Annotated in this window: 21 protein-coding genes; all 21 read right to left on the reverse strand. The window is 58.4% G+C overall.

Annotation, left to right across the window (positions count from 1 at the left end; translation table 11 throughout):
- Positions 1-13: 13 nt before the first annotated feature.
- Positions 14-319, reverse strand: a complete 306-nt coding sequence (locus ACTQY5_RS04385) for an FtsB family cell division protein (RefSeq protein WP_022487366.1) — start codon at positions 317-319, stop codon at positions 14-16.
- A gap of 95 nt (positions 320-414) precedes the next feature.
- Positions 415-690, reverse strand: a complete 276-nt coding sequence (locus ACTQY5_RS04390; RefSeq protein ID WP_012938958.1) for an HU family DNA-binding protein — start codon at positions 688-690, stop codon at positions 415-417.
- A 149-nt stretch (positions 691-839) separates the two neighbouring features.
- Entirely contained in the window at positions 840-1,697 is an 858-nt protein-coding gene (mazG, locus tag ACTQY5_RS04395) for a nucleoside triphosphate pyrophosphohydrolase (RefSeq protein WP_022487367.1), read from the reverse strand.
- Complete coding sequence (locus ACTQY5_RS04400; RefSeq protein ID WP_154488542.1) at positions 1,694-3,250, reverse strand: putative polysaccharide biosynthesis protein; 1,557 nt, start codon at positions 3,248-3,250, stop codon at positions 1,694-1,696. The genes mazG and ACTQY5_RS04400 overlap by 4 nt, the downstream gene beginning before the upstream one ends.
- Before the next feature lie 62 nt (positions 3,251-3,312).
- Positions 3,313-6,591 carry a transcription-repair coupling factor gene (mfd, locus tag ACTQY5_RS04405; protein ID WP_441368854.1) on the reverse strand — a complete coding sequence of 1,093 codons (3,279 nt, stop codon included), beginning with the start codon at positions 6,589-6,591 and terminating at the stop codon, positions 3,313-3,315.
- Positions 6,592-6,702: 111 nt separating this feature from the next.
- Positions 6,703-7,665 (reverse strand): class II fructose-bisphosphatase, encoded by a 963-nt coding sequence (gene glpX / locus ACTQY5_RS04410; protein ID WP_022486731.1) that lies wholly within the window; start codon positions 7,663-7,665, stop codon positions 6,703-6,705.
- A 70-nt stretch (positions 7,666-7,735) separates the two neighbouring features.
- Positions 7,736-9,355, reverse strand: coding sequence for a CTP synthase (locus ACTQY5_RS04415; protein WP_022486732.1), 1,620 nt, complete (start codon positions 9,353-9,355; stop codon positions 7,736-7,738).
- A gap of 34 nt (positions 9,356-9,389) precedes the next feature.
- Positions 9,390-11,048, reverse strand: coding sequence for an arginine--tRNA ligase (argS, locus tag ACTQY5_RS04420; protein WP_022486733.1), 1,659 nt, complete (start codon positions 11,046-11,048; stop codon positions 9,390-9,392).
- On the reverse strand, positions 10,990-11,469 hold the full coding sequence (locus ACTQY5_RS04425; protein ID WP_022486734.1) for a DUF1934 domain-containing protein: 480 nt from the start codon (positions 11,467-11,469) through the stop codon (positions 10,990-10,992). Before ACTQY5_RS04425 ends, argS begins: the two co-directional genes overlap by 59 nt.
- A 172-nt stretch (positions 11,470-11,641) precedes the next feature.
- Entirely contained in the window at positions 11,642-13,129 is a 1,488-nt protein-coding gene (gene putP / locus ACTQY5_RS04430) for a sodium/proline symporter PutP (RefSeq protein ID WP_441368855.1), read from the reverse strand.
- Positions 13,130-13,267: 138 nt separating this feature from the next.
- Positions 13,268-13,816 (reverse strand): GerMN domain-containing protein, encoded by a 549-nt coding sequence (locus tag ACTQY5_RS04435; RefSeq protein WP_154488704.1) that lies wholly within the window; start codon positions 13,814-13,816, stop codon positions 13,268-13,270.
- Between the two features lie 4 nt (positions 13,817-13,820).
- Entirely contained in the window at positions 13,821-14,924 is a 1,104-nt protein-coding gene (locus ACTQY5_RS04440; protein WP_022486737.1) for an N-acetylmuramoyl-L-alanine amidase family protein, read from the reverse strand.
- A gap of 129 nt (positions 14,925-15,053) precedes the next feature.
- The gene (locus tag ACTQY5_RS04445) at positions 15,054-16,556 is read right to left on the reverse strand and encodes an NAD(P)H-hydrate dehydratase (RefSeq protein WP_288311429.1); all 1,503 of its coding nucleotides are present in this window, start codon (positions 16,554-16,556) and stop codon (positions 15,054-15,056) included.
- Position 16,557: 1 nt separating this feature from the next.
- A complete protein-coding gene (gene acpS, locus ACTQY5_RS04450) occupies positions 16,558-16,932 on the reverse strand; it encodes a holo-ACP synthase (protein WP_022486739.1) in 375 nt (124 codons plus the stop codon).
- Positions 16,933-17,015: 83 nt separating this feature from the next.
- The gene (locus ACTQY5_RS04455) at positions 17,016-18,335 is read right to left on the reverse strand and encodes a replication-associated recombination protein A (protein WP_308664199.1); all 1,320 of its coding nucleotides are present in this window, start codon (positions 18,333-18,335) and stop codon (positions 17,016-17,018) included.
- 102 nt (positions 18,336-18,437) lie between these two features.
- Complete coding sequence (locus ACTQY5_RS04460) at positions 18,438-20,018, reverse strand: chloride channel protein (RefSeq protein ID WP_441368856.1); 1,581 nt, start codon at positions 20,016-20,018, stop codon at positions 18,438-18,440.
- Positions 20,018-21,280 carry a diaminopimelate decarboxylase family protein gene (locus ACTQY5_RS04465; protein WP_441368857.1) on the reverse strand — a complete coding sequence of 421 codons (1,263 nt, stop codon included), beginning with the start codon at positions 21,278-21,280 and terminating at the stop codon, positions 20,018-20,020. The genes ACTQY5_RS04460 and ACTQY5_RS04465 overlap by 1 nt, the downstream gene beginning before the upstream one ends.
- A 34-nt stretch (positions 21,281-21,314) precedes the next feature.
- Positions 21,315-22,109, reverse strand: coding sequence for an ABC transporter ATP-binding protein (locus ACTQY5_RS04470; RefSeq protein WP_022486743.1), 795 nt, complete (start codon positions 22,107-22,109; stop codon positions 21,315-21,317).
- A complete protein-coding gene (locus tag ACTQY5_RS04475) occupies positions 22,109-22,993 on the reverse strand; it encodes an ABC transporter permease (protein ID WP_441368858.1) in 885 nt (294 codons plus the stop codon). The genes ACTQY5_RS04470 and ACTQY5_RS04475 overlap by 1 nt, the downstream gene beginning before the upstream one ends.
- Positions 22,994-22,996: 3 nt before the next feature.
- Positions 22,997-23,989 carry an ABC transporter substrate binding protein gene (locus ACTQY5_RS04480; RefSeq protein ID WP_441368859.1) on the reverse strand — a complete coding sequence of 331 codons (993 nt, stop codon included), beginning with the start codon at positions 23,987-23,989 and terminating at the stop codon, positions 22,997-22,999.
- An 18-nt stretch (positions 23,990-24,007) separates the two neighbouring features.
- Complete coding sequence (locus ACTQY5_RS04485) at positions 24,008-25,003, reverse strand: ABC transporter substrate-binding protein (protein ID WP_288174255.1); 996 nt, start codon at positions 25,001-25,003, stop codon at positions 24,008-24,010.
- Between the last annotated feature and the right edge of the window lie 85 nt (positions 25,004-25,088).

Raw genomic sequence — 25,088 nt, forward strand, 5'->3', positions numbered from 1 at the left:
CAGCTCCCTTTTTTCACTTCTTCACCATAAACAGCGGGATCTCATTCTTCCCTACCATATTATGCTCGTCCCGCGCCACTTTTTCTATGTATTTGATATCGCCCAGGTTCTCTTTTTCCTGTGCCAGGGCGTCGTTTTCCGCTTTCAGCTGCTGGACTTTGTTTTCTGTCCGTATCCTTTCCTGACGGAGCTGGTAGATCCAGTATCCCCGCTGGAGAGCTGTACCCAGCAGCGCCACCGGAGGCAGGACGACCAGCAGGATAAGCAGGGTACGTCCGATAACCGCCCAGTCCAAACGCTTTTTCTTTTTAAGGCCCATTTTCTTGCCTTTCCACCTCTGGAAGGAAATTCTCTCCTGCAGAGGATAAAAAAAGCAACCTGACACCGGGAGCATCAGGTTGCTGGATCTGCCAATTATTTGTTTACGGCATCCTTAAAAGCCTTCCCGGCTTTGAAAGCAGGAACGTTGGCTTCTGCAATTTCAATGGTTTCGCCAGTGCGAGGATTCTTGCCGCTGCGGGCATTCCGAACGCGAGCTTCAAAAGTACCAAAGCCGATCAGCTGTACTTTATCTTTGTTGGCAACAGCTTCTTTAACAGTATCGATGAAAGCGTTCACAGCCTTTTCAGCATCTTTTTTGGGCAGTGCGGTTTTGGACGCAACTTCAGCAATCAATTCACTTTTGTTCATGAGATAAATCCTCCTAAATAGGTATTGCGCCTGCATGGCTGGCGCCTGACTATGGTCATATTAGCACAATCATAGGAAAAATGCACGTGTTTTTTGGGAAAATCTTGAAAACAAGGGGCCAGAGCAGGGGCCGCAGCCCCGGTCGCGGGTCACGACTCGCGACCTGTGCCCCCATGTTGGTCAGCTGACCGCTGACCGTCCCCTACTGCTCTCTTTGCCTCCTGCCACCGGTGTTCCAGTTCTTCCAGAGTCAGGTCTTTCCATTCTTTTCCTTCCTGCTTCACCTGGGCTTCCAGCTGCTCAAAACGGCGCTGGAATTTGTTGTTGGCCCGGTTCAAAGTGGTTTCCGGTTCCAGGTCCAGTTTCCGGGCATAGACGGCCAGGGCAAAGAGCAGGTCCCCCAGTTCCTCTTCCGTCCGGTCCCTGTCCCGGCTCGCTGCAGCCTCCTGGAGCTCGTCTTTCTCTTCTTCCACCTTCTGCCATGCAGCCGGGGCATCGGGCCAGTCAAACCCGGTTTTGGCGGCTTTGGCGCTGAGTTTGTAGGCCCGCATCAGGGCTGGCAGCCCCTTGGCGATGCCATCCAGGGCATGGGTCCGTTCAGTCTTTTCCTGAGCCTTCAGGGTCTCCCAGTTGGCCATCACTTCCCCGGCCCCTGTGACCTTGGTATCGCCGAAAACATGGGGATGCCGGTGGACCAGCTTCTTCACCACATCATCGATTACATCCTGCATGGCAAAGAGCCCCTCTTCTTCCGCCAGCCGGGCGTGGAACACCACCTGGAGGAGCACATCCCCCATTTCTTCCCGCATGCCGGCTACATTGCCGTCGTCGATGGCTTCCAGCATCTCATAGACTTCTTCCACCAGTTCCCGGCGCATGGAAGTATGGGTCTGGACCCGGTCCCAGGGACAGCCTCCCGGCTCCCGGAGTACCCGGACCAGTTCCATGAGAGGCCGCAGATCCAGGACCCCCGGCTGGTGGATCCCTTTTTCGTGGAGTGTTTTCATCGTTTTTCCTCTTTCTTTCTTTTCAGTTCCCGGAGTTTCAGTTCTCCTGTGGCCAAAAGGCACAGGCCATAGACCAGTGCCCCCGCAAGGATCTCCAGGGCCAGCCGGACCACATTTCCCAGGGGAAGCCGGGCCAGGACGGGCCCCATGACCCACAGGGCGGCTCCCATCAGGGCGGCGGAAACGCCGATCCGGAGGCAGTTCTTTCCGGGCAGGGTGAGCCCGTCACTGTGGTGCATCCACAGCAGGTTCCCCAGACCGGCCACAGCCAGGTTGGCATCGGTGGCCCAGGCGGCCCCCTGGATGTTCCACACCGGATTGGCGGTGAGGGTCCACAGGAGCCCCACTTTTACAAAAAGACTCAGGAACATGTTCACCATGGGAACCCGGGTGTGGCCCAGGCCCTGGAGGATGGCAGTGGACACCTGGTGGAGCCCCAGGAACAGGATGGCCGGGGCCAGGGCCGTAATGACCCGCCCGGCATGGATAGTGCCGTAGAGCACCTGGGAAATGGGGTTCCCCAACAGGTACACCCCTACCGCCGCCGGCACATTCAGCAGCAGGAAGAACCGGAAGGCCCGGCGGGTCTTGCTCACCATCAGGGGCCGGTCCCCCAGTGCCTTGGCTTCCGCCACCGCAGGCACCACCGAAGCCGCCAGGGAGTTGGTGGGAATGGTGCCCATGTTTACCAGGGGCATGGCCATGCCGGACAGATAGCCCAGGGCCCGGGTGGAATCCGCCACCGTAAAGCCCGCCGCCAGCAGCCGGTCCGGCACCAGGATCATTTCGATGCCGCTGACCACCGGCACCATCAGATTGGCACAGGTCACCGGCAGGGCCAGGGACACCAGCTGCCAGGCGGTCCGGGTCAGGGAGGGTCTTTCTTCTGACAGGGCCGTCACCGGTTCCTGCTGCCACCGTTTCTGCTGCCGGTGGACGAAGTACAACAGAGCCCCCAGGCTCACCACCGCTCCCGGCACGGCCCCAAAAGCCGCTCCGGCAGCTCCCCAGGGAAGACCCCAGGGAAGCAGGGCCCAGGCCAGGAGCACCATGGTCACCACCCGGGTGAACTGTTCCAGGATCTGGGACACCGCAGTAGGAGTCATTTCCTGGAACCCCTGGAAGTAGCCCCGGAAGCAGGCCACAGGAATGGACATGCCGATGGCGGGCACCAGTGCCAGCATGGCGTACCGGGCCCGTCCGTCCTTGACGATGCCCCCGTCCATGAGCCAGGGGATCAGGGCCCAGGCCAGAGCGGCAAAAAACACTCCGGCCAGGGCCATGAGCCCGGCGGAAATCCCCAGGATCCGCCGGGCCCCCTGCCGGTCTCCGGCGGCTGCCCGGCGGGAAATCAGGATGGACATGGCTGCAGGGATCCCTGCAGAAGACAGGGCCACCAGCAGCAGATACAGGGGATAGGCGATCTGGTACAGGCCGATGCCTTCACCTCCCAGCAGCCGGGACAGCAGGATCCGGTTCACCGAACCCAGGATTTTCACCATAAGCCCTGCCGCCGTCAGGATCAGGGTCCCTTTCATAAACCGGTCCGCCATCACGGCCTCCTTTCTTCACTCTTCACTCTTCACTCTTCACTCTTCACTCTTCACTCAAAGGATTATAGCATACGGGGAAGATTCTTTTCCAGCCAGGAAAGGGGCTGTTCCTCCATGCCTTTGGTTTTCAGCACGAACTGGGGCTGGGGCCCCAGCTTCATGGTGGCCCGGGGCACATAGTCCCGGATCAGCTGTTGGATTACATCGGGATTGGCCTTGCTGTGGGGATCGAAGGTGATCCGGATTTCTCCCGGCCGCACCGCCACCCCGGTGATCCGCAGCTTCCGGCACAGATCCCGGAGTGCCGCCACCCGCCACAGGTTCTCCACCTGGGTGGGGGGAGTGCCGAACCGGTCGATGATCTCGTCCATGAGATCATTCCGGTCTTCGAACTTCATGTCTCCCAGACGGTGGTACAGTTCCAGTTTGTACCGGGGATTGTCGATGTAGTCGTCGGGGATGTAGGCATCCAGCTTCATTTCAATCACCGGATCCGGAGCAATGGGTTCGTCCGGGTTCCCCCCGTTCTGGAGGGTGTTGATGGTCTTTTCCAGCAGCCGGCAGTACAGGTCGAAACCCACTCCGGCAATCTGGCCGTGCTGTTCCGCCCCCAGCAGGTTCCCGGCGCCCCGGATTTCCAGATCCCGCATGGCGATTTTGAACCCGGCCCCCAGTTCCGTAAAGTCCCGGATGGCCTGGAGCCGTTTCTGGGCCACTTCACTGAGTACCCGGTCCTTTTTGTACAGGAAATAGGCGTAGGCCAGCCGGGAGGACCGTCCCACCCGCCCCCGCATCTGGTACAGCTGGGAGAGGCCGAAGTTTTCCGCACCGTCGATGATGATGGTATTGGCCAGAGGCACGTCCAGGCCGTTTTCGATAATGGTGGTGCACAGGAGCACATCGAAATCCCCGTGGTAGAAGCCCAGCATCACGTCTTCCAGTTCGTCCTCGCTCATCCGTCCGTGGGCCATACCGATGGTGATCCCAGGGACCAGTTCCCGGAGATGGGCGGCGATCCGGCTGAGCCCTTCGATCCGGTTGTGGACGTAATAGATCCGTCCGCCCCGGCGGATTTCCCGTTCCAGGGCTTCCCGGACCATCCCGTCATCGTATTCCGCCACATAGGTTTCCACCGGCAGACGGTCTTCGGGAGGAGATTCGATGATACTCATGTCCCGTCCCTTTACCAGGGCCAGGTGGAGGGTCCGGGGAATGGGGGTGGCGGACAGGGTCAGTACGTCTATGCCGGCACTGCGCTGTTTGATTTTTTCTTTCTGGGCCACCCCGAACCGCTGTTCCTCGTCGATGATCAAAAGCCCCAGGTCGTGGAATTCCACATCCGGGTTCAGGATCCGGTGGGTTCCGATGAGCACATCGATTTTGCCTTCCGCCACCTTTTCCATGATCTCTTTCTGCTGTTTGGGGGTCCGGAACCGACTGAGCATTTCCACCCGGACTCCGAAGGACCCCATCCGCTGGGAGAAGGTCAGGAGATGCTGTTGGGCCAGCACTGTGGTGGGGGCCAGCACCGCCACCTGTTTCCCGTCCATGACCGCCTTGAAGGCGGCCCGGATGGCTACTTCCGTCTTCCCATAGCCCACGTCCCCGCACAGGAGCCGTTCCATGGGTACGGGCTTTTCCATGTCCGCCTTGATTTCGGCGATGGCTTTCAGCTGGTCGGGGGTTTCCTCAAAGGGGAAACTGTCCTCGAATTCCTTCTGCCAGTGGGTATCCGGAGCAAAGGCATGGCCCGGGGTGATTTTCCGCTGGGCATAGAGCCGGAGCAGTTCCGTGGCCAGGATGGTAATGGCCTTCTGGGCCTTCCGGGTGGTCTTCTGCCAGTCTTTCCGGCCCATGTTGGACAGTTTGGGAGGGGTGCCCTCGTTGCCCACGTATTTGTGGAGGAGCCCCACCTGTTCCACCGGCACGTGGAGCTTGTCCCCCTTGGCATACTGGAGCTGGAGATAGTCCCGGTGGACCCCGTTCACTTCAATGGTTTCCACCCCCATGTACCGGCCGATGCCCTGTACATCGTGGACCACGTAATCCCCCACCTTGATGTCGGAGAAATAGTTGAGAGCCGGTCCCTTTCCCTTGGATTTCACCAGACGGCGTTTTTTCTGCATGCCGAAAATGTCGCTTTCGGTAAGCAGCAGCCATTTTTCATCCCAGAAATAGAACCCGTTGGTAAGGCTTCCCTGGAAGACCACTCCTCCCTGGTCCGGCACTTCCTGGAGCTGGCCGGCAAAGGCCATGGGAAGGCCCGCCCCTTTCAGGCTTTCCGCCAGGCCTGCCGCCTTGTCCCGGGTCCCCATCATGATCAGGGGATGGACTCCCTGGTCCAGCCAGCCCTTCAGGTCTTTCTGGAGCAGGTCGGTGTTCTTGTTGTAGGGGGCCATGGCCCGGACCTGGACATGGAGTTTGGGGGCTTCCGGAAAATAGGGATGGCCCAGATCACTGACCGTCACCAGGTGGCATTCCCCGGCCTGGAGGAGCATGGTCTCCGCCTCCAGCAGCTGGTCGGCAAATTCCCGGTTGTCCCCGAAGCTTTTCCGGCATTCTTCAAAAAAGGCTGCCGGTTCATCCAGCACCGCCAGCTGGTCCGGGGACAGGTACTGGAACAGGGAGGCGCCGACTTCCTGGCTCTGGACCGCCAGGGGCATGATTCCCACCTGTTTGATGGCGCCGATGCTCCGCTGGGTGTCCAGGTTGAAATGCTTCATGGCATCGATGGTGTTGTCGAACCATTCGATCCGCACCGGATCCTTGCCGTTGATGGGAAACACGTCCAGGATGTCCCCCCGGACGGCCACCTGGCCCAGGGTATCCACCTGTTCCGTCCGTTCATAGCCGGCTTTCACCAGCTTTTCCACCACCAGGTCCTGGCCGATTTCCTGGCCCACTGCCAGTTTCAGGTTTTCCCGGACCAGGGATTCCGGGGCCGGCAGTTTCTGGATGGCGGCTTCGGCGGTGGCAAAGATGATCCCCGGTTCTTTCCGGACGATCATTTCCAGGGCCGCTGCCCGCTCCGCCATGATCTGTTCGTTCCGGGTATCCACCTGGCCGTGGATCAGGCTGGCCGGATACAGTTCCCGCATGGCCAGATCCGGATAGAAATAGGCCAGTTCCCGGCGCTGGGCCCGGATGCTTTCCCGGTTCACCGTCAGGATCACCAGAGGCCGGGCCGGCTGGAGGGTTTCCTCCAGGGCGCACAAAAACCCGGCTTTCACAGATCCTGTGAGGCCGGTAAGCTGGATGGGGCCGGCTTTCTTCTTCCAGAGCCCGGCTGCATCCTGGACATTTTTTTCCTGCTGCAGCAATTTCGTCAGTTGATTTGTCATAGAATTCTCTCTTTATGGAAATAGGGAAAGGGGGATTCTGCCCATAAAAAATATGTGCAGAATCCCCGTCAATGCTTGAAGGGCTGTTGCTTATGCAACAGCCCCCTTCCATTACAGTTTAATGCTGATGTTGTTCCGGTCGAAGGTATGTACACCGTCGATGAAACGGACAGTCCCGGTGGCATACCGCATGGAGATGGTATGGGTACGGGCACCGTTGCCGAAGTAGTTGACCCCACGGAGCATGTCGCAGTTGGTGATGGCCGTTGCAGTGAACATGCAGTCATCCCCTTTGACCAGGTCGTCGATGGTCAGGATCTTCTTGGTGTCTTCGATGCCCATCTTCCGGCACCGTTCCACCTGGTCTTCGTTTTCCGGAACCAGACGGGCCTGCATGTCGCCGCCCAGGCATTTCAGCCCGCAGGCAGCCAGTACCCCTTCCGGAGCACCGCCCCGGCCGATGTACATGTGGACACCGGTGCCTTCGATCCCGGCATCGATGATGGGATCCACATCCCCGTCGCTGATGAGACGGATCCGGGCCCCTACAGCACGGACTTCTTCAATGATCTTCCGGTGACGGGGACGGTCCAGGGCCACTACGGTCAGGTCGTTCACGTTCCGATTCAGAGCCTTGGCCACCCGTTCCAGGTTGACGCTCACCGGATCGTCGATGTTGATGCAGCCTTTGGCCCGGGGACCTACGGCAATTTTATCCATATACATGTCAGGCGCATGGAGCAGACAGCCTTTGGGAGCAATGGCAATCACGGCAATGGCACCGTTCTGGCCTTTGGCCACCAGGTTGGTCCCTTCCACCGGGTCTACGGCAATATCCACTTCCGGACCGCCGGCCCCTACTTCTTCACCGATATACAGCATCGGGGCTTCATCCATTTCCCCTTCGCCAATGACCACCGTGCCGTTGATGTGGACGGTATCAAACATTTTCCGCATGGCATCTACAGCCAGCTGATCGATGCCATTCTTGTCGCCCCGGCCAACGCCACGGGCACTGGCAATCGCTGCGGCTTCCGTTACACGGACAAATTCCATGGATAATTCTCTGTTCATTCCATACGCCTCCCAATTTTGTTCGGCAATTTTCATTGCCTTATCATTGTAACCGCTATTCCTGCAGAAATCAATGGTTATGATACTTCAACGCTGCTGCGATGAAGGCCTTGAACAAAGGATGGGGATTGGTGGGACGGGATTTCAGTTCCGGATGGAACTGGGCCCCCAGGTACCAGGGATGTACATCCGTAGGCAGTTCCACCATTTCCACCAGTTTCCCGTTGGGCAGGGTGCCACCCAGTACCAGACCATGGCTGAACAGTTCATCCCGCAGTTCGTTGTTCACTTCGTAGCGGTGACGGTGCCGTTCGCTGATCATATCGGTGCCGTAGGCCTTTTCTGCCAGGGTGCCGGGATACAGCTTGCAGGGATAAGCCCCCAGCCGCATGGTGCCGCCTTTGATTTCCACACTCATCTGTTCCGGCATCAGGTAGATCACCGGGTACGGAGTGTTTTCGTCGAATTCCGTGGAGTTGGCTTTGGCCATGCCGCACACGTCCCGGGCATATTCGATGACCAGGCACTGCATCCCCAGGCAGATCCCGAAGAAGGGGATTTTGTTTTCCCGGGCATATTTGGCTGCCAGGATCATCCCTTCGATGCCCCGGTCGCCGAAGCCCCCGGGCACCAGGATCCCGTCCACGCCTTTGAAGATCTGGGCAAAGTCCGCTTTGGGATCTTCCAGGTCCACAGCGTTGATGTATTCGATGTCCACATCCGCGTCATGGAAATAGCTGGCATGTTTCAGGGCTTCCACGATGCTGATGTAGGCATCGGGCAGTTCCACATATTTGCCCACCACGGCAATGGTGGATTTCTTGGAATGGGGAGCCAGGATCTTCTTCACCATGGCGTGCCAGGCGTCCATGTCCTTGGGCCGGTCTTCCATGTCCAGTTTCCGCAGGACCACTTTGTCCATGCCCTGGTCTTCCAGCAGCATGGGAACTTCGTAGATGCTGGGAGCGGTGATGGACTGGAACACGGCGTCCACATCCACATCGCAGAACAGGGAAATCTTTTCCCGCATTTCCTTGCTGATTTCCTTTTCGCTCCGGCACACCAGGATATCCGGGGTGATGCCGATGCTCCGGAGTTCCTTGACGCTGTGCTGGGTGGGTTTGGTCTTCAGTTCGCCGGCGCCGCTGATGTAGGGCACCAGGGTCACATGGATGTAGAGCACATCGTTCTTGGGTACATCCTTCTTGACCTGGCGGATGGCTTCCATAAAGGGTTCGGATTCAATATCCCCTACGGTGCCGCCGATTTCAGTGATCACGAAATCCGCATTTTCTTCCCGGCCAACCCGGTAGACCCGTTCCTTGATTTCGTTGGTGATGTGAGGAATGACCTGTACCGTGCGGCCCAGATAATCGCCCCGGCGTTCCTTGTTGATCACGGACTGGTAGATCCGGCCTGCGGTCACATTGGAGTTCCGGGTCAGGTTGATGTCAATGAACCGTTCATAATGGCCCAGATCCAGGTCCGTTTCCGCCCCGTCGTCAGTGACGAACACTTCCCCGTGCTGGTAGGGGCTCATGGTACCCGGGTCGATGTTGATGTAGGGATCGAATTTCTGGATGGTGACTTTGTAGCCTCTGCTCTTGAGCAGACGTCCCAGAGAAGCCGCCGTAATCCCTTTCCCTAAAGAAGACACCACGCCGCCCGTTACAAAAATATACTTGGTCATTTTCTTCCTCCCTTTTTCTGGCTTTCGCCCAACTTTACATATGGTCCGGTGCACTGACACCCAGGATCTTCAAACCGTGGCGCAGGGTATTGCCCACAGCTGTAATCAATGCCAGACGGGCCTGCTGGAGTGCAGGATCCACGCCCAGGACACGGCACTGGTTGTAGAACGAATGGAACAGCCCGGCCAGATCGTACACATAGTGGGCGATCTTGTGGGGTGCCCGTTCGGCTGCCGCCGTATCGATCAGTTCCTCATAGTCATTGAGTTTCTTGATCAGGTCGATTTCAATGGGTTCCTTCAATACGGAAAGGTCACAGTCTTTTTTGAGGGTGATCTTTTCTTCTTCCATCTGCCGCAGGATACTGCAGATCCGGGCATGGGCGTACTGCACATAGTACACCGGGTTGTCGTTGGAATGTTCGGTGGCCAGGGTCAGGTCGAAGTCCAGCTGACTGTCCATGCTCCGCATGATGAAGAAGAACCGGGCCGCATCGGTGCCCACTTCCTCGATCAGTTCATTGAGGGTAACGCTTTTGCCGGTACGCTTGCTCATCTTCACCAGTTCCCCGTTCCGGTACAGGGCCACCATCTGGAGGATCAGCACTTCCAGCCGGCTGGGATCATAGCCCAGGGCTTCCATGGCCGCCTTCACCCGGGGAATGTACCCGTGATGGTCGGCGCCCCACAGGTTGATCACCCGGTCGAAGCCCCGCTGGAACTTGTTCTGGTGATAGGCGATATCCGCGGCAAAATAAGTGGAAACCCCGTTGTCCCGGATCACCACCCGATCTTTATCGTCTCCGAAGGCAGTGGATTTGAACCACTTGGCTCCGTCTTTTTCGTACACATAGCCTTTTTCCTGGAGTTCATCCACCACCTGATGGATCTTGTCTGCATCGTGGAGGCTCTGTTCGCTGAACCACACGTCGAATTCACAGTGGAAGGCTTCCAGGTCTTCCTTCAGAGCCGCCAGTTTTTCTTCCTTGGCAATGCTCTGGAACTGTTCCAGCCGTTCTGCTTCCGGCATATGGATGAATTTGTCCCCGTATTTGGCCTTGATCCGCCGGGCGGTTACCTTGATGTCTTCCCCATGGTATCCGTTTTCCGGGAATTCGCAGGGGATATCGAACAGCTCCAGGTACCGGGCGTTCACGGAAAGAGCCAGGTTGTGCATCTGGTTCCCTGCATCATTGATGTAGTATTCCCGGGTCACATCGTAGCCGGCGGCCTTCATCAGATTGGCCAGGGCGCTGCCTACAGCCGCTCCCCTTCCGTGGCCCACATGGAGAGGACCGGTGGGATTGGCGCTGACGTATTCGATCTGGATCTTTTCCCCGTTCTTGGCCGGCAGGTTTCCGTAGTTCTCGCCCTTGTCCAGGATGGCCCGGAGGGATTCACCCAGCCAGTCTTCCTTCAGGTAGAAGTTCAAAAATCCGGGACCGGCCACTTCCACCTTTTCCACACTGGGGCAGTCCAGGAATTCCTGCACCGCAGCAGCGATCACCCGGGGTGCACAGTGGAAATTACGGGCAGCCTGCAGGGCAAAGTTGGTGGCAAAATCACCAAAGGCCTTCTGGGGCGGTACCGTAAGGACCACCGGGGCCATCTCCCCTTGGGACAGCTTCCCTGCCTCAATGGCCTTCCGGACGGCGGCGGCCACGGCCTCCGCCAGTACTTTCTTCATGTCCACGCTTTTCTTCCTCCTCAATCTCGATCTGCAAACGAATGCTTCCATTGGGCTGGCTGTCCATTTCCAGGTCGTAGAAGACCCGGACCTGCCACCCATGGTTCCGCTTTTCAATGGCCAGTTCCCTGGTGAAGACCGTCATGGGAACAGTAAAATACGGGGTCCTGTACTGAAACGAACTGTTCCGGCCCCGTTCATACTGCTGCCGATGTTCATAACGGCCATGCCGGATTACCGTCAGGGTATCCTCCGTCCATTTCAGGGTGGTGCGGGTTCCCTCCATGCCGGTGACTTCGGATTCCTCGTACCGGACATAGGTGGTGCCGTCTTTTTCCGCCAGCTGCCCGAAGGCCACCAGGGTGGCAGGGTCTGCTGCGCCGGCTCCCACGGTTTCACTGTGGATGGTAATCTTTACAGGTATCATGGCTTTCTCCACAAAAGTAGAGGGTTGCCCCTGTGCAAGCCAGCACCATCAGCGCGGCGAAGGAGCAAGCCCTCATTCGGATTCGTTATGTAGTCTCTGTCAGCAAAAAATATAAATTGTCTTGCCTTATTCTTGTTTATTTTATATTAAAGCGGCCCAAAAGGCAAGGATTTTATTCCAGGTGATACATCCGGTCCGCTTCGTCATATTCGTCCAGGATCTCCTGGGGCGGCATTTTGTCCATAAGGCTCACCAGCACAATGGCGGCCAGGGACAGGAGGAACCCGGGGATGATTTCATAGATCCCGGTCCAGGAAAAGAAGTTCTTCCACACCAACACCGTGACGCCCCCGGCCACAATCCCGGCAAAAGCCCCGTTCATGGTCATCCGCCGCCAGTACAGAGACATGAGGATCATAGGCCCGAAGGCGGCGCCGAACCCGGCCCAGGCGTAGGACACGATGTTCAGGATCATGCTGTTGGGATCCAGGGCCAGGTACATGGACAGAAGGGACACCACCACCACCATAATGCGGCTGAGCCGGACCATGGTGGCCGGAGAGGCATCCGGGTTGATGAGAGGTTCATAGAAGTCCCGGGTCACGGAGGAGGCGGTGACCAGCAGCTGGCTGCTGGAAGTGCTCATAATGGCCCCCAGGATGCCGGCGGTGATCACCCCGGCGATGAAGGGGTCGAAAAAGTCGTCGCTCATGCGGATGAAGACGGTTTCCGCTTCCGTCCCTTTCAGGATGTCTCCCGGGTACACCCGGCCGGTGAGCCCCACCAGCACTGCCATGGCCAGGGAGATCACCACCCACACCATGGCGATGCGGGTGGCCTGGGGAATGCTCTTGGAGGTCTTGATGGCCATGAACTTCACCAGGATGTGGGGCTGGCCGAAATACCCCAGGCCCCAGGCCAAAAGGGACAGAATGGCCACCAGGTCCAGATGGCTGCCGTCAGCCCCGGCGATCAGGCTGAAATAGTTGGGGCTGATGGTGTGGAGCCGGGCCATGGTGGGTTCCACCCCGCCCATATAGTACATGGCAGTCACCGGCACCAGCAGGATGGAGAAGAACATCAGGAAACCCTGGAACAGGTCCGTCCAGCACACGGCAGAAAAGCCCCCCACCAGGGTGTAGAACACCACGATGCCTCCGGTGATGAACAGGGAGGTGTGGTAGTCCAGCCCGAAGGCGGAGTTGAACAGCTTGCCCCCGGCCACAAAGCTGGAGGAAGTGTAGATCAGGAAGAAGATGAAAATGAAAATAGAGGAAGCCACCCGGAGCTTCTTCTGCCGGTCCTGGAACCGGTTGTCAAAGTACTCCGGCAGGGTGATGGAATTGTGGAGCACCTGGGTGAACACCCGGAGCCGTTTGGCCACAATGGCCCAGTTGGCCCATGTCCCCAGGATCAGTCCCAGGGCGATCCAGAAGGCACTGATGCCTGCCAGATAGGCATAGCCCGGCAGTCCCATGAGCATCCATCCGCTCATATCCGAGGCCTCTGCACTCATGCTGGTGACCCAGGGTCCCAGTCCCCGTCCTCCCAGTACATAGCCTTCCATGTTTTCGTCTTTTTTGTAGGTGCCCACACCGATTCCGATCAGTACCCCGAAATACAGAACCAGAGCAGCCAGCGTTCCCCATTCCATATGCATGGCTCCACTCCCTTTCACAAGTTTTTCTGCAGTGAATTGTGTCAAATATATTTATTATACCGGAAAAAGGGGAATGGAAGCAAGGGGCTGCTGACAAAAAGGGAGTGTTGCACAGCACGTGCAACACCCTCTTTTTTCTCACTGTATATACTTTTTGTCCCGTTTCAATGAATCCGTCAGGTCCTGGCCTCCCAGCACCGTAACCGGTTTTCCCTTGACGGTGAATTTCACACTCTGGATTTCCGGAAACTCGGTAAGGGTATCCACCACGGCGTAAAGCATCAGCAGGGTGTCATGGTCCCCCCGCCGGGTCTGGAACTGCCGGCTGAAGTCCACGGTGGCGGTTTTGCCCTTCACCGTCACCTTGTTCACCTTGGTCCCTTTGGGGAAGGTGGTGTCTCCCTGGGGTGCCTTTTCCACCAGTTCCTTCAGTACCAGCAGGGGCAGCTTGTCCCGGCTTCCGGACAGCTGGACCGTCTGGGCCTTCAGTTTGCCCCCTTTGCCCGCCCGGTACAGGGTCTGAGATGCCGCCTGGGGTGCCGTTTTGCCGGCCTGCTGGCCCGCAGCCGCCGTTTCCTTCTGGTTGTCCGGATGGACGGTGGTACTGGAGCTGCTGCAGCCTCCCAAAAAGGCCATGGCCCCCAGCAGCAGGAACACCGCCGTCCAGCGGGTCAGTCTTTTTTCCATGGGATCAGCCTCCTTGATGCTGGTTGTAGAAGTCTTCGATACCGTCGGCAATGGCGTTGGCCACCTTGTTCTGGAACCAGTCGGAAATCAGGAGCTTTTCCTCCCGCCGGTTGGTCAGGAACAGGCATTCCACCAGAGCCCCGGGCATGGTGCTCCGTTTGTTCACGTAGAAGTTGGCGTACCGCACTCCCAGATCATCCACGTCGGCGGTTTTCATCAGCTGATCCTGGATGCACTGGGCCACCTGGATATCGTACTTGGTCTTGGGATGGTAGTAGGTGGAAAATCCCCCTACACTGGTGTTTTCACTGGCGTTGATGTGGATGCTGATGAACATGTCAGAATGGCTGTTTTCCGCCACATCCACCCGGGCCTGGAGTTCTTCCGCATCGGTGGCGTCCGGCCCGTACACATCCACGTCGGTGGTCCGGGTCATGTAGACAATAGCCCCTTTCTTTTCCAGCAGGGCCTTCACCTTTTTGGTGATGGGCAGGGTAATGTCCTTTTCATAGGTGCCGGTGACCAGCCCGTGGGTCCCGGGATCCGTGCCCCCATGGCCGGCGTCCAGGGTGATCCGTTTCCCCTTGATGCCCCCTACCACAGAGTAGGTGTCCCCGAAACTGGGTTTGGGACGGGTGGGCTGCCAGGGCGAGCTGGAAGGCCGCTTGGTCCGTTTGGGGGTGAAGGTCTTTTGAGGCGGTGCCGCAATCACATCCACCACTACCCGGGTGGGCCGTTTGGCCACTTTGTCCGCCTTCAGGCTGAACACGTTGAACATCCCCTTCTGGAGGGGCTTCTTCATCATCACATGGACCACTGTGGCATTGACTTTCCGCTCCAGGTACACCTTGGAAACGTACGTGGCCTTCTTGGGGGTAGTGACACGGGGAATGGATGATTTCAGGTTGCCGTACACGGTGACCCGCAGTTCATTGTCCAGCATTTCCGTCTTATATTTCGTTGCCTGGTTGGTATCCAGGACAATCCGCAGCCGTCCGTTGGGATTGACCCCGTACACCACATCCTGGATTTTGGATGCTGCCTGTGCATTTCCCGTTCCCAAGCATGCCACCAGACAGAAAAATAATAACAGCAGTTTTTTGAACACGTTGGAACCTCCTCTTGGGACGCAGACGGTTTCCCCTGCCTCCCAGACTACCCGGCCATTGTAACACTTTCCCAGGGTTCATGCAAATCAGGCCGGCGTGCCGTCCGCTGTGGGCGGGCCGGCCATTTTTCATCCCTTTCTGACTTTTTCCAGAGCTGCCGGCAGCTGGAGCACCAGGTCTCCGGCCGCCAGGCCGATTTTCCCGTGACCGGCCGCCAGATCCCCGGCCAGCCCCTGGAGATAGACCCCGCAGCAGGCCGCCTGGCCCAGATCCAGCCCCTGGCCCAGGAGGGCGGCGATGGTGCCGGTAAGCACATCCCCGCAGCCTCCTGTAGCCATCCCTTCATTGCCAGTGGTGTTGAGGAACACCTGGCCGTTGGGCAGGGCCACCACTGTGGGAGTGGATTTCAGCACCACCACAGCGTCCCATCTGGCCGCCCCTTCCCGGGCCGCCTGGACAGGATCCTGGAGGATCTCTCCCGCTGTTTTCCCCAGCAGCCGGGCCATTTCTCCCGGATGGGGGGTGAAAATCTTCTTTTTCAGGGAACGGAGCAGGACATCATCCCCGGCCAGGGCATTGAGCCCGTCCGCATCCAGCACCAGGGGCTGGTCCAGCTGGGGCAGCAGTTCCCGGAGATACTGGACCGTTTCCGGGGCTTTCCCGGCTCCCGGACCCGCCGCCACCACATCATAGGCCCGGAAGGCCTTCAGGCTGGCTTCCGTCACCGGCCGCACCATCACTTCCGTGGATTTGATGATGAGAGGCTGGAGCACTTCCGGCTGGGTGTAGAGAGTCACCAGGCCGGCGCCTGCCCGGACTGCCGCCTTGGAGCACAGTTCCGCCGCTCCGGCGTAGCCCAGGCTCCCGGCCAGGATCCCCACCCGGCCGTTCATGCCCTTGTGGGCATTGGGAGGCCGTTTGGGCAGCACATGGCGGACCAGGTCTTCCGTGAGAAGTTCCGCAGAGCTTTCCGCTTCCAGCACCAGGGAAGGGGGCGTATTCAGGTCCGCCAGGATGATCTTTCCCGTATATTCGGCACCGGGATACAGGTACAGTCCCGGTTTGGGGGCGATCATGGTCACGGTGGCCCGGGCATGGAGGGCCAGGTCCGTGTATCCGTGGTCCGCTTCCACCCCGCTGGGGATGTCCACCGCCAATACCGGCACCGGCACCATCTGGAGAGTTTCCAGAAGGGACCGGATAGGCTCCCGAACTTTTCCGTGGAAACTGGTCCCCAACAGGGCATCAATGAACAGATCACCCTGGGCGCAGGCCTGGAGCACCTCATTCTGGTCCTTTTCCCACCGGAGGATGGTGAAGGGGAAGCTCTGGCAGATCTTGTACTGGAGAGCGGCTCCCGGGCCGAAACTTTCCGGAGCTTCCGCCAGCACCAGGGTCACCAGGGCTCCCCGCTTCAGCAGGAACCGGGCGGCGGCCAGGCCGTCTCCCCCGTTGTTCCCCTTGCCGATCAGCAGGATTACCCGTTTTTCCCGGGGATTCCCCAGTAGTTCCAGGGCGGCGTCGGCCACTGCACGGCCGGCGTTTTCGATCAGGACGGCTTCCGGGATCCCCATTTCCCCGATGGCCTTGGTATCCACTTTCTTCATGGCTGCACTTGCAATCAGTTTCATCTTATTCCTCCAACAGTACCTGGGCAATGGCATTTTCCGCCGTATGGCTGAGACTTACATGGACCCGTTCCACCTGACGGGTGAGAGCCGCCACCCGGAGCTGGCCCATAAGATGGAGCCGGGGGGCTCCCGTCTTTTCATCGGTGAGCACTTCCACCTGCTGAAGCTGTCCCGGCAGGATCCCGGTGCCCAGGGCCTTGCCCAGGGCTTCCTTGGCCGCAAACCGGGCCGCATAGGATTCCACGCTGTGGGCCCCTTTCGTTTCGCAGTAAGCGATTTCATCCTGGGTAAAGGTCTTTTCCTTGAACCCAGGCTGCTTCAGGGCCCGTTCCATCCGGCCCACTTCCAGGATATCCACACCAATGCCAAGAATCATAACCATTCCTTCTTTCACGCAATTTCTATCTTATTGAAATGATGTAACAAAATCATGACAAATCTGTGCTATTTCTATTGCATTTACAGACCGTGCTGCTTTTTCCATTCCTTGATCTGCCGGAGCCGCTCTTTGTACCGGGCCTCCAGCCCCTGTTCCGTGGGATGGTAGTAACTCCGGTCCTTCAGCCCGTCCGGAAGACACTGCATGGCTGCCATTTTCTCCTTGGTGTCATGAGCGTACTGGTACCCCTTCCCATACCCCAGCTCTCCCATAAGTTTGGTGGGAGCGTTCCGGATCTGGAGGGGCACCGGTTCGTTGAGATGCTGCACCGCGTCGGCTTTGGCCTCATTGTAGGCCAGTTCCATGGCGTTGGATTTGGGGGCCATGGACAGATAGATCACCGCATGGGTCAGGTTTACGGAACATTCCGGCATGCCAATGAAATGGCAGGCCTGATAGGCCGCCACCGCGATCTCCAACCCCCGGGAATCCGCAATGCCCACGTCCTCGCTGGCGAACCGGACCACCCGCCGGGCAATGTACAGGGGATCTTCCCCGGCTTCCAGCATCCGGGCCAGCCAGTATACCGCCGCATCCGGGTCGGAATTCCGCATGGATTTGTGGAGGGCGGAAATCAGATTGTAGTGTTCTTCCCCGGATTTGTCATAGAGCAGGGCCTTTTTCCCGGTGCACTGCTCAATCAGTTCCCGGGAAATATGGATTCCGTCCGGTTTCCGTTCCCCGTTGAGGACCACCATTTCCAGGGTAGCCAGAGCGGACCGGGCATCTCCGTTGGACAATTGGGCCAGGAACTCCAGATCTTTTTCTTCCAGATGGACCCTTTCATTCCCGAACCCCCGGGGATCCTTCAGGGCCCGCAGCAGGATCCCTTTGATGTCCTCCTGGGTCAGGGCCTTCAGCACAAACACCTTGCAGCGGCTCAGGAGCGCCCCGTTCACTTCAAAGGAGGGGTTTTCCGTAGTAGCTCCGATCAGGATGATGGCCCCTTTTTCCACAAAGGGCAGGAAGGCATCCTGCTGGGCCCGGTTGAACCGGTGGATTTCGTCCACGAATACAATGGTCCGGGCCCCGAACCGCCGGTTGTCATCGGCCCGCTGCATCACCGTGCGGATGTCCTTGATGCCGCTGGTCACTGCGGAAAAGTTGATGAAATTGGCTTTTGTGGTATGGGCGATGATCTGGGCCAGGGTGGTCTTCCCCACCCCCGGAGGCCCCCAAAAGATCATGGAGGAGATTTTGTCCTCTTCGATCAGGTTCCGGAGGATTTTCCCCGGCCCCAAAAGATGCTTCTGCCCCACGAATTCGTCCAGGTTCCGGGGCCGCAGCCGGGCCGCCAGCGGCTCCTCCGCCGGAGCCGCAAAAAGACTGTCCTCTTCCATGGCATTCACCTCCCGTGTACTCTAAATTTTATTATACCATGAAAAAGGGGACTGTTGCAGAGCAACAGTCCCCTTGGGTCGCAGGCGGATTCCTTCGTCCCCTTACTCCCCCATCTTCGTCTTGAACAGCCGGTTCAGCTGATAGAGCCGGGCGTGGTTGGGAATGATGTACACGTAATCTCCGCCCAGGAGCATGGTATCCGCCTGAGGGATCATGTCCTGATCCCCCCGCCGGACGCAGACCACCAGGGCCCGTCCCGGCAGGCGGATTTCCTGGAGGGTCTTCCCTTCCACCCGGGAGCCTCCTTCCACGGCGATTTCCACCAGCATCTGCTCCGCCGGAGCTTCCAGGATGTTCTTCACCTTGGGATTGCTCCGGAGAGCCCGTTCCAGCATGGCATCGAAAATGGGCGTGTCATGGACCAGTTCCCCGGCCGTATAGGCAAACAGGGTCACGATGCCCAGAGGCACCAGGTGATAGAACCGTCCGGTCATTTCCAGCAGCAGCAGGATGGCGGTGACCGGTGCCCGGACGGACCCGGCGAACAGGCCGGCCATGCCGAACACCACCATGTTCAGCCGGTAGGCTTCCGGCAGGATTCCCAGCTGGACCAGCAGGTTCCCGTACAGGCTGCCCACCAGGGACCCCAGCACCAGCATGGGCTGGAGGCTGCCCCCGGGGGCACCGGACCCGGTGCTGAGGATGGTGAAGATGAATTTCCCGATGAGGATCACCAGCACCAGGCTCAAGGTCCCTTCCAGGCTCACCATGGCTTCGATAATCCCGTCCCCGGCTCCCAGCACCTGGGGCAGCAGGTAAGTGAGGGGAATGGTCAGCAGCAGGGGAAAGGCGATCTTCATCCAGGGCTTCCGGAACACCGGCAGGCTGTAGAACTTCCCGATGCCCAGGGACCCTTTGTTGAAGGCCACCCCGATGAACCCGGACACCAGTCCCAGGCCGATTACCTGGGGCAGCAGTTCCACCGGCAGGATGGGCATGGGGGGAATGGCCAGCACCGTCTCCACCCCGAAAACCCAGTGGACCAGCACGGTGGTGGTCATGCAGGCCATCAGCGTCGGTGCCATGACAATGGCGGACAGGTTCTTGTGGATGGCTTCCATGGTGAACATGACCCCGGCCATGGGGGCGTTGAAGGCGGCGGCCAGGCCCGCTCCGGCTCCGCTGCTGATGAGAGCCCGTTTTTCCAGGTTGGTGTTGTTCAGGGCATTGCCGATGCCCTGGCCGGTCATGGCCCCGATCTGCACCGAAGGTCCTTCCCGGCCCATGGACAGCCCGGCCCCGATGCCCAGGGAGGTATCCAGAAGCTTCACCAGGATCACCCGGGCCCAGTGGGTGCTTTTTTCCAGGCCCAGTACGATCCCCCGGACCTGAGGGATGCCGCTGCCTCCGGCAATGGGGGCCCAGCGCACCAGTGCGGCGATGATCACCGCCGCCAGCAAAAGGCAGGCCACCCAGATCAGGGTATAGGCAGGAGGTACATTCTGGAGGAAAGTGACCATCCTGGCCCGGTTTTTAGCCACAAAGCCCAGGCACAGCCGGAGCACCGTTATGCACAGACCGGTGGCGATTCCCACCAGGATCCCTTCAAAAGCCAGTTTCAGTTTCAAGTTGGGAATGTGGAGCATACCCTGGAGGGTCTTCTCCTTTTCCTGCCCGTTCATTACAGATCCTTAAAAAGACCGGTGAAGTCCAATGTGGCGAAATAATCCTTTTCCGTTTCCGCCCGGCGGAGCAGTTCCACAGAACCGTCTTCCTTCAGCAGCAGTTCCGCACACCACAGCTTGGCATTGTAGTTGTATCCCATGGCAGAACCGTGGGCCCCGGCATCGTGGATGAAGAGATAATCCCCTTTGTCGATTTTCGGCAGTTTCCGGTCGATGGCGAATTTGTCGTTGTTTTCACACAGGCCCCCGGTAACATCGTAGGTATGGTCGCAGGGTTCATTTTCCTTCCCCAGCACCGTAATGTGATGGTAGGCCCCGTACATGGCCGGACGCATCAGGTTGGCGGCACAGGCATCCACTCCCACATATTCCTTGTAGATGTGTTTGAAATGGAGGACCTTGGTGACCAGCGCCCCATAAGGCCCGGTGACGAAGCGGCCCATTTCCGTAAACAGGGACACATTCCCCATGCCCGCCGGAGTCAGCACTTCTTCATAGACCTTCCGGACGCCTTCCCCGATGACCGCAATGTCATTGGGGGTCTGTTCCGGCCGGTAAGGGATCCCTACCCCGCCGGACAGGTTGATGAAGTCCACGGCCACACCGGTTTCCTTCTTCATATCTACCGCCAGCTGGAACAGCTGCCGGGCCAGTTCCGGATAGTATTCATTGGTCACCGTGTTGCTGGCCAGGAAGGCATGGATGCCGAAATGCTTCACCCCCTTGGCCTTCAGGATCTTGAAAGCCTCCCGGAGCTGATCCCGGGTCATGCCGTATTTGGAATCTCCCGGATTGTCCATGATGTCGTTGCCCAGGGCAAAGACACCCCCGGGGTTGAACCGGCAGCAGATGGTTTCAGGAATGGCCGCCACCTGTTCCAGGAAATCGATCATGGTGAAATCGTCCAGGTTGATGATGGCTCCCAGTTTGTAGGCTTCCTGCATATCCTTCACAGGGGTATCGTTGGAAGAGAACATGATCTCATGGCCTTTGAACCCGCATACGTCGGACAGCAGCAGTTCCGGATAGGAGGAGCAGTCCGTGCCGCAGCCTTCTTCCTTCATGATTTTCAGGATCCCGGGCAGGGGCGTGGCCTTCACGGCAAAATATTCTCTGAACCCCTTATTCCAGGCAAAGGCCTTGTTGATGCTGCGCACCGTATCCCGGATGCCCTTTTCATCATAGACATAGAACGGTGTCGGATATTTTTCTGCCAGTTTTTCCACCTGTGCTTTGGTGATAAATGGAATTTTTTTCATAATCGGTTTAAACCCCCTCAATTTGGCTGATGTCTCAGCTGAGCATCATACGGTCGTTGTCCAGTGCAGAGCCGGACGCTTTTTCAAACAGGGCCAGCAGATCCGGAATGGTCAGTTTGGCCTTTTCTTCTGCATTCACATCCACCACGATCCGGCCGGCGTTCATCATGATCAGCCGGTTGCCGAAGCGCAGTGCATCTCTCATATTATGCGTAATCATAAGAGATGTCAAATGGTCCCGTGCAATGACCTTTTGGGTCATGTTCAGCACCTTTTCTGCTGTTTTGGGATCCAGAGCGGCGGTATGTTCGTCCAAAAGCAGGATCCTGGGCTGGTTCATGGCCGCCATCAAAAGGGTCAGCGCCTGCCGCTGGCCTCCGGACAACAGCCCCACCCGGCTGGTGAGACGGTCTTCCAGGCCCAGGTCCAGTTCCTTCAGCATCTCCCGGAATCTTTCCCGGTCGCTGTCCTTCAGGGCCCAGGAAAGCCCGGGAGTCTTACCCCGGCGGGAAGCAATGGCCAGGTTTTCTTCGATCATCATCCCGGCAGCCGTACCCATCATGGGATCCTGGAACACCCGGCCGATGTACCGGGCCCTTTTGTGTTCCGGCATCTTGCTCACATCCACCCCGTCGATGAGAATCTGTCCTCCATCGATGGGGAATACCCCGGCAATGGAGTTCAAGAGGGTGGATTTCCCAGCCCCGTTGCCTCCGATAATGGTAATGAAATCTCCCGGTTCCATGTGCAGGTTCACATCGGTAAGGGCCTTTTTTTCGTTGACCGTCCCCGGGAAGAACGTTTTGGATAAATGTTTGATGTCCAGCATCAGATCCCCGCCTTTCTGCTTTGGAACTTCCCTTTGACCATGGGCAGGCTCAGGGCAATGGCCACCAGCACCGCCGTAAACAGTTTCAGGTCATTGGGCGGCATCCCCATCTGGAGCACAATGGCGATCACCAGCCGGTACACAATGGAGCCCAGGATCACGGAGATCAGGGAATTTTTGAAGCTGCGGGTACCGAACAGCACTTCCCCGATGATCACAGAGGCCAGGCCGATGACGATGGTCCCCACTCCCATGCCCACATCAGCGAATCCGTTGCTCTGGGCCACCAGGGCACCGGCCACGGCCACCAGGGCATTGCTGAAGAACAGGCCAATGAGCAGCATGATGTTGGTGTCCACCCCCTGGGCCCGGATCATCTGGGGATTGTACCCGGTGGCCCGGATGGCCGCCCCGATTTCCGTACCGAAGAACCAGTACATGAGCACGGAAAACAGCACACAGGCCAGGACGCCAACCAGGAGCACCGCCTGGGAATAAGCCACTCCGAAAGCGCTTTCCAGCAGGGTAAAGGCGGTATCCTTCCCCAACAGGGACACATTGGCTTTGCCCATGATCCGCAGGTTCACGGAATACAGGGCGATCATAGTGAGGATCCCGGCCAGCAGGGCAGGGATCCGGAGTTTGGTGTGGAGCAGTCCGGTGACCACCCCGGCCAGTCCTCCGGCCAGGGCGGCAGCCAGGATGGCGGTCACCGGGTTCACATCCTTCACCAGAAGGGTGACGGCCACAGAGGCCCCCAGGGGGAAGGATCCTTCCACGGTCAGGTCCGCAATGTCCAGCACCCGGAAGGTGATATAAACACCCAGGGCCAGGAGAGACCACAAAAGGCCCTGGGAAACAGTCGGCAGTAACAGATCGATCATGGGTTATTTGGCTCCTTTGGCTTCTTTCAGGATATCATCGGGCACCGTCAGCCCCAGTTTTTTGATCTGGGCTTCGTTGAGAGTCACGGTGAAGGTTTTCTGGGACTGGATGGCCATGTTCTGAGGTTTGGACTTGCCGGACAGGATGTCCGCCGCCATTTCCCCGGTCTGGAAGCCCAGCTTGTAGTAGTCGATGCCCAGGGTGGCCACCCCGCCGGCCTTGGTCATCCCTGCTTCCCCGCAAAACACGGGGATCTTGGCTTCGTCGGTGATCTTGATCAGGTTGGGCATGGCGGAAGCCAGCACATTGTCCGTAGGCACGTACAGGGCATCCACTTTCCCCACCAGGCTCTGGGCCGCCTGCTGGATGTCGTTGACACTGGACACCGTGGCTTCCACAGTCTTCAGTCCCCGGGCCGCCGCGGCTTTTTTGGCCAGTTCGATCTGGAGCTGGGAATTCACTTCACTGGAATTGTAGATGAAGCCCACGGTCTTGGCTCTGGGCATGATCTTTACCAGCAGGTCGATCTGGGCCTCCACCGGGTTCATGTCCGTGGTGCCGGTGACGTTGGTGCCGGGCTGGTTGTTGTCCTTCACCAGTTTGGCCACCTTGTAGTCGGTGATGGCGGTGCCCACAATGGGAATCTCTTTGGTGGCGTTGGCCATGGTCTGGGCCGCCGGGGTGGCGATGGTGCACACCAGGTCCACCTTGTTGCTCACGAACCGCTGGGCGATGGTCTGGAGATTGGACTGATCCCCCTGGGCGTTCTGTTTGTCGAACTTGATGTTCTTCCCTTCTTCAAAGCCCTTGGATTTCAGGCCGTCCACAAATCCCTTGTTGGCTGCATCCAAAGCCGGGTGTTCCACCAGCTGGAGGACCCCCACCTGATAGGTCTTGTTCTTCCCGGACTGTTTCGTATCTCCGCCGCAGCCGGCTGCTCCCAGCATTACGGCAATCATGGCCAGAGCGGCCGCTGCCTTCCAACTTTTTTTCATGATTCTTCCCCTCCTGCTTTACTTCACAAGGGAGGCACCCTTCAGCACATCTTCCGGAAGGGTGATTCCCAGTTCTTTCGCCGTGGTTTCGTTGATGGTCACTTTCATGTCCTTCTGTTTTTCAATGGGCATGGTCTGGGGTTTGGCTTCCCCTTTCAGGATCTTGGCTGCCATGAGACCGGTCTGATACCCCAGTTTGTAGTAGTCGATGCCGATGGTGGCCAGGGCCCCGCTTTTCACCACACCCTCTTCCCCGCAGATCACCGGGATCTTGGCCGGGTTGGTGATCTTTGCCAGCACCGGCATGGCAGAGGCGATCACGTTGTCCGTAGGCACGTAAATGGCGTCCACCTGGCCCACCAGACTCTGGGCGGACTGCTGGATATCGTTGACGCTGGAAACCGTGGCTTCCCGTACGGTGAGCCCCTTTGCTTCCGCCAGTTCCTTCATTTTCTTCACCTGGATCTGGGAGTTGATTTCGCTGGAATTGTACAGGATGCCGATGGTCTTGGTCTTGGGCACGATCTTCAGCAGCAGATCCAGCTGCTTGTCAATGGGGTTCATATCCGTGGTACCGGTCACATTGGTGCCGGGTTTTTCCGGATCCTTCACCAGCTTGGCTTCCTTGTAATCGGTAATGGCCGTGCCTACAACGGGGATGTCACGGGTCACATTGGCCACAGTCTGGGCCGCCGGGGTAGCAATGGCGCAGATCAGGTCCTCCTTGTTGTTGGCGAACCGCTGAGCAATGGTCTGGAGGTTGGACTGGTCCGCCTGGGCATTCTGCCGGTCCAGGGTCAGGTTCTCCCCTTCCTTGAAGCCTCCGGCGGCCAGGCCGTCCACAAATCCCTTGTTGGCGGCGTCCAGGGCCTGGTGTTCCACCAGCTGGACCACCCCCACCTTCACGTTCTTCTTGTCCCCTGTTTTCTGGGTACCCCCGCAGCCTGCCGTCAGTCCCACGGCCAGTGCCGTCAGGAGGAGGAACCCTTTCTTCCACAGCTTCATCTCTTCCATCCTTCTTTCCTTCTGATTTCCCTTTGCTGTTTCCGGGATTGCTGTTTGGTCTATTGTTCCATTCTAACATATCCCGGCCCCGGGA

It is taken from the genome of Acidaminococcus sp. HCP3S3_H5 (assembly GCF_052122235.1).
Taxonomy (GTDB): Bacteria; Bacillota; Negativicutes; order Acidaminococcales; family Acidaminococcaceae; genus Acidaminococcus.

Excerpts from the sequence above, each read along its gene's own strand:
- ACTQY5_RS04465 (WP_441368857.1), bottom strand. The coding sequence starts at position 21,280 with ATGAAAAAAATTCCATTTATCACCAAAGCACAGGTGGAAAAACTGGCA.
- ACTQY5_RS04445 (WP_288311429.1), bottom strand. The coding sequence starts at position 16,556 with ATGAAACTGATTGCAAGTGCAGCCATGAAGAAAGTGGATACCAAGGCC.
- ACTQY5_RS04470 (WP_022486743.1), bottom strand. The coding sequence starts at position 22,109 with ATGCTGGACATCAAACATTTATCCAAAACGTTCTTCCCGGGGACGGTC.
- ACTQY5_RS04390 (WP_012938958.1), bottom strand. The coding sequence starts at position 690 with ATGAACAAAAGTGAATTGATTGCTGAAGTTGCGTCCAAAACCGCACTG.
- putP (WP_441368855.1), bottom strand. The coding sequence starts at position 13,129 with ATGCATATGGAATGGGGAACGCTGGCTGCTCTGGTTCTGTATTTCGGG.
- mfd (WP_441368854.1), bottom strand. The coding sequence starts at position 6,591 with ATGACAAATCAACTGACGAAATTGCTGCAGCAGGAAAAAAATGTCCAG.
- ACTQY5_RS04480 (WP_441368859.1), bottom strand. The coding sequence starts at position 23,989 with ATGAAAAAAAGTTGGAAGGCAGCGGCCGCTCTGGCCATGATTGCCGTA.
- ACTQY5_RS04435 (WP_154488704.1), bottom strand. The coding sequence starts at position 13,816 with ATGGAAAAAAGACTGACCCGCTGGACGGCGGTGTTCCTGCTGCTGGGG.
- mazG (WP_022487367.1), bottom strand. The coding sequence starts at position 1,697 with ATGAAAACACTCCACGAAAAAGGGATCCACCAGCCGGGGGTCCTGGAT.
- ACTQY5_RS04460 (WP_441368856.1), bottom strand. The coding sequence starts at position 20,018 with ATGAACGGGCAGGAAAAGGAGAAGACCCTCCAGGGTATGCTCCACATT.
- ACTQY5_RS04385 (WP_022487366.1), bottom strand. The coding sequence starts at position 319 with ATGGGCCTTAAAAAGAAAAAGCGTTTGGACTGGGCGGTTATCGGACGT.
- ACTQY5_RS04400 (WP_154488542.1), bottom strand. The coding sequence starts at position 3,250 with ATGGCGGACCGGTTTATGAAAGGGACCCTGATCCTGACGGCGGCAGGG.
- ACTQY5_RS04415 (WP_022486732.1), bottom strand. The coding sequence starts at position 9,355 with ATGACCAAGTATATTTTTGTAACGGGCGGCGTGGTGTCTTCTTTAGGG.
- acpS (WP_022486739.1), bottom strand. The coding sequence starts at position 16,932 with ATGATTCTTGGCATTGGTGTGGATATCCTGGAAGTGGGCCGGATGGAA.
- ACTQY5_RS04455 (WP_308664199.1), bottom strand. The coding sequence starts at position 18,335 with ATGGAAGAGGACAGTCTTTTTGCGGCTCCGGCGGAGGAGCCGCTGGCG.
- ACTQY5_RS04425 (WP_022486734.1), bottom strand. The coding sequence starts at position 11,469 with ATGATACCTGTAAAGATTACCATCCACAGTGAAACCGTGGGAGCCGGC.
- ACTQY5_RS04475 (WP_441368858.1), bottom strand. The coding sequence starts at position 22,993 with ATGATCGATCTGTTACTGCCGACTGTTTCCCAGGGCCTTTTGTGGTCT.
- ACTQY5_RS04485 (WP_288174255.1), bottom strand. The coding sequence starts at position 25,003 with ATGGAAGAGATGAAGCTGTGGAAGAAAGGGTTCCTCCTCCTGACGGCA.
- glpX (WP_022486731.1), bottom strand. The coding sequence starts at position 7,665 with ATGAACAGAGAATTATCCATGGAATTTGTCCGTGTAACGGAAGCCGCA.